Consider the following 3,550-nt stretch of genomic DNA (forward strand, 5'->3'; position numbering starts at 1 on the left):
GTTGCCCGCGCCCGCGCGCCGCGCTGGGCGCGCCGGGTCTTCGCCGGAAGCTGACGTTCAGACGGCGATTGGCGTCTCCCGCGATCGTCCTGATCGCGGGAGGCCTCGTTCAACGAGGAACAATGATGGACCTGACGTTCAAGGGCATACCGCAGCCGATCCGCCTTATCGACAGCGGCATCTCGTCCCATTGATGCGCAAGATCGTCGCGAGTTGGCCCTTCACTGTCGGGGAATCCGATCCGGCGACCCAGCCCATCATCGTCGTCCGAGGCACGGTAAGCGGTCGCTACTGGATCGAGGAGCCGTAGCTTGACACGCCTGTTGTCGAGGAGACCGACGTCTGCGCGGTCTGCAGCCTCATTATCGATCTCGTTCGCGCCTGGTTCGACGCCCACCCGGCAGTGCTCTGCATGCATTGTGGGGCCGTGGAATTTGCGGAGCGTCTGGTCGTTTTTCCCAGCACGAATCGTGCCGGGAAGAGCACCCTGATCGCACGACTGGCCGCCGAAGGCGTTGCAGTCCACGCCGATGACCTCCTTCCCCTGACGCCGGATGACGAAGGCATGTCGCTCGGCATTTCGCCTCGACTGAGGCTACCCTTGCCAGAAACTGCCGGCGCGACGCTGACCCGCTTCGTCATGGAGAACCAGGGGGCGGCCGATGGCCGTTATAAATATCTTGAGCTTGCGGCACCACTGCTCGCGCCGTTCGGCGAGAGCTGCCCGATTGGCGCCTTTGTCCTGCTGGAGCGCCAGATTCACAGGGCCGCCGAACTCCTGGCCGCACCTCGCGGGTTGGCCTTCAGCACATCGTTCGGCAAAATTTTGTTCGGCCGGGAAGCGCGGTTGCCATGTTCGCCCGGCTCCGGGCGCTGATCGAGGAAACGCCCTGCTATCGCCTCATCTACTCGGATATCGACGAGGCCGTCGACCTCCTCAAGACGTCGTTCGTCTCAACGGCTTCTGGCGCCTTCCCGCCCTCTGTCGCAGGCGCCACCGTCGTATCGGAGCCGGCCGATGTCGGCGCGGCAGCCGGTACCGTCCTTTGTCCGCGGAGAGGCAGCCCGTTCTATCGCCGCAACCCCGACGTCATCGCCGAAACCCTCGACGGCGAATACTTTCTCGTCCTGGGTGATCGGGACGCGATCTTCTATCTGAACCCGATTGCAGGCGCCATCTGGAAGATGCTTACCGAGCCGCTGAGCAAGGCTCAGGCGGTGACCCTTGTTCGCACCGCCTTTCCTGACCTGGATCGTCGGCGCGTGCGACACGACATTCGCATCCTGTTTGAAGAGATGAGCGCGCGAAAACTGATCCTTTCAGCGCTCAACGAAACCACTGGCCAACCATGTGCCAGTTGATCTCGACCTTCTTGCCATCTCCTGGAGAGCCTGCATCTGTCGGCGCAGGCCTTCGATCTTCTCTTTGAAGCGCACTGTCTTTGCCTCGACGACATCGCGATCCTGTCGGTCGGCGCGGTCCGAAGGGCAGTGACAAAAGATGGTTTCTTCCATCAGGCGGAACTGGAACGCTGGCCCGGCTGTTCAGCTTGTGAGCAGTTGGGTTTTCTTGGCGCAGTTGCCGTCACCCGGGCCGGCTGCAGGCGGTCAAACGTTCCCGCCTCGTCGCGCTCCATGAGAGCCGAGTAGCCAACCGCGTCTGCGGCGAGGATCACCGCTAGTTCCGTTCCATGGGAAGGACCTCTTCAGGGAAGGACCAAGCATTTTAAGGATACCACGCAAGCGGTGGAAGACCGTACAGCCTTTCAACCGCCTGTGCTCATAAGTGAACGGGGTTGATCCGCGCGCGCGGCAATTGAGCTACTTGTCTTTCCAGAAATCGGCCTGGAGTTGCGCCGCTTCATCGGCAAGCAGCGGGCCGACGACTTCAGTCGGACGCTGCCCAGCTTCGAAGACGATCGTGCAGGGCAGGTCGAGTGTGGGATTTTCGACGTGTGCACCTGTCAATCGCTTGAGGTCATGTTCGCTTTGCCCAAAGACGACCCGTCCGATGCCCGCCCAATAAATCGTCCCGGAGCACATCGCGCAAGGTTCGGCCGAAGTGTAGAGTGTGCAAGAGGCCAGCTTTTCGAGACTGAAATTCATCCCCGCCCATCGGGCCAGCAGACTTTCGGCATGAGCGGTGCGGTCGCCCCCTCCGGATTTGTAACCGTTGAGTTGCTCGCGCAACACATTGCCGTCTTTGTCAGCGAGGAGCGAACCAAAGGGATGTTCGCCAGCATCGCTGGCCTTGCGCGCGACTTCGAATGCCCGACGGAGCAGGCGCTCATCATAGGGGCGTTGTGGCATCGGCCGATCCTCCTGCAGCGCCGCTTGATCATAGTGCCGAACAATCCGCCGACTCAAGTCGGCAGATTCAGTCAACAACCTAGTCCGGTGGGGCTTTTTCCATTTATCCATGACTTCCTAGTGGTGAAAATCTGACCCTTGGTACCGAATGCGGAACACCTGTTCCCGACCCCTTGAGGAAGTTCGCTCGCCATCGGCCGAACTCACGCCCGTGACCCAATCCGGTCATTCCTGAGGCCGGGGCGACGTCTCAAAAGCCGACATTCGCCGGAATCGGGCTCATGACCGAAGCTGCCTCCTGGTGTGTGTTTGTCCGAACTTCTGCTCATGTGCTTTGGCAACTTTAGAAAGCTGCCCCGCACTGTCTCCAGGGCGCCGTTGACAGCGACGAAAGTCGGGATATCGCTTCAGGCGCTGTCGTCCGTCCCGTTATCGCGCACCATCCCCTGCATTGCGGATCGGCCCTTCCGCACGTTGGCCGAGCAGCCACCACGTGCACATCGGCCCTTTGCCGCGCACCTCGACCACGCCGCGCTCCTCGAAGGCGAAGCGCTCCCCCAGCAGCTCGCGCGTTGCCGGCGCCACCTGGATCTTGCCGGCCTCGCCGGTCGATTCCATGCGCGAGGCGGTATTCACCGCATCGCCCCACACGTCGTAGAAAAACTTGCGGGAGCCGACGACGCCCGCCACCACCGGGCCGGAGGCGATGCCGATGCGCATCGGCACCGCACGCCCCTTGGGATCAGTGAGCCCCGCAATCGCATCGCGGATGTCGAGCGCGAGCGCGGCGAGCGGCGCTGCATGGTCGGATAGCGGCTCCGGCACCCGCTGACCACCATATAGGCATCGCCGGTGGTCTTGATCTTTTCGAGCCCGTGGCGTTCGACCAGGCCGTCGAGGCGCATGTAGACGCCATTGAGAAACGCCACAATTCCTCCGGAGTCGTATCGCTGGCGCGCGCGGTGAAGCCGCCCATATCGGTGAACAGGATGGACGCAGCCGGATAGGCGTCGGCGATCATCGTCTCGGGCCGGTCCTTCAGGCGCTCGGCGACCTTCGGGGGAAGAATGTTGACCAGCAGCCTCTCCGAGCGCTGGAACTCGCGCTCCGGCGCTGAACAAGCCCGCGTTCAAGCCGGCGCGCGGCATCGTTCGTGGTGGGGCGCGAGATGCGCAGCGGGCCGGCCAGCGCAAGCCGCAATTCATCGCGGGTTCTCAAATCGGACATGACGCGTGCGGCC

At 62.6% G+C, this 3,550-nt stretch carries 4 protein-coding genes and 2 pseudogenes; 3 read left to right on the forward strand and 3 right to left on the reverse strand.

The features are described from left to right. The 3 genes from MAXJ12_RS38600 to MAXJ12_RS34700 all read left to right on the forward strand — a co-directional run. Positions 1 to 194: hypothetical protein (locus tag MAXJ12_RS38600; protein ID WP_008839716.1), on the forward strand; the 194-nt coding region annotated here is incomplete at its 5' end. Between the two features lie 233 nt (positions 195 to 427). Continuing rightward, the gene (locus MAXJ12_RS29025) at positions 428 to 877 is read left to right on the forward strand and encodes a hypothetical protein (protein WP_008839718.1); all 450 of its coding nucleotides are present in this window, start codon (positions 428 to 430) and stop codon (positions 875 to 877) included. Then, positions 853 to 1,362, forward strand: coding sequence for a PqqD family protein (locus MAXJ12_RS34700; protein ID WP_008839719.1), 510 nt, complete (start codon positions 853 to 855; stop codon positions 1,360 to 1,362). The genes MAXJ12_RS29025 and MAXJ12_RS34700 overlap by 25 nt, the downstream gene beginning before the upstream one ends. Before the next feature lie 459 nt (positions 1,363 to 1,821). Here the strand turns inward: MAXJ12_RS34700 and MAXJ12_RS29035 are convergent, their stop codons facing one another. The 3 genes and pseudogenes from MAXJ12_RS29035 to MAXJ12_RS39290 form a co-directional block, all read right to left on the reverse strand. Next, positions 1,822 to 2,310 (reverse strand): nucleoside deaminase, encoded by a 489-nt coding sequence (locus MAXJ12_RS29035; RefSeq protein ID WP_008839720.1) that lies wholly within the window; start codon positions 2,308 to 2,310, stop codon positions 1,822 to 1,824. 429 nt (positions 2,311 to 2,739) lie between these two features. Beyond that, positions 2,740 to 3,458 (reverse strand): annotated as a pseudogene (locus tag MAXJ12_RS40235) (adenylate/guanylate cyclase domain-containing protein). Continuing rightward, positions 3,418 to 3,550: pseudogene (locus MAXJ12_RS39290) on the reverse strand (anti-sigma factor family protein); the annotation flags it as partial. The pseudogenes MAXJ12_RS40235 and MAXJ12_RS39290, both read right to left, overlap by 41 nt.

The organism is Mesorhizobium alhagi CCNWXJ12-2, assembly GCF_000236565.1.
Classification (GTDB): Bacteria; Pseudomonadota; Alphaproteobacteria; order Rhizobiales; family Rhizobiaceae; genus Allomesorhizobium; species Allomesorhizobium alhagi.

Excerpts from the sequence above, each read along its gene's own strand:
- MAXJ12_RS29035 (WP_008839720.1), bottom strand. The coding sequence starts at position 2,310 with ATGCCACAACGCCCCTATGATGAGCGCCTGCTCCGTCGGGCATTCGAA.
- MAXJ12_RS34700 (WP_008839719.1), top strand. The coding sequence starts at position 853 with ATGTTCGCCCGGCTCCGGGCGCTGATCGAGGAAACGCCCTGCTATCGC.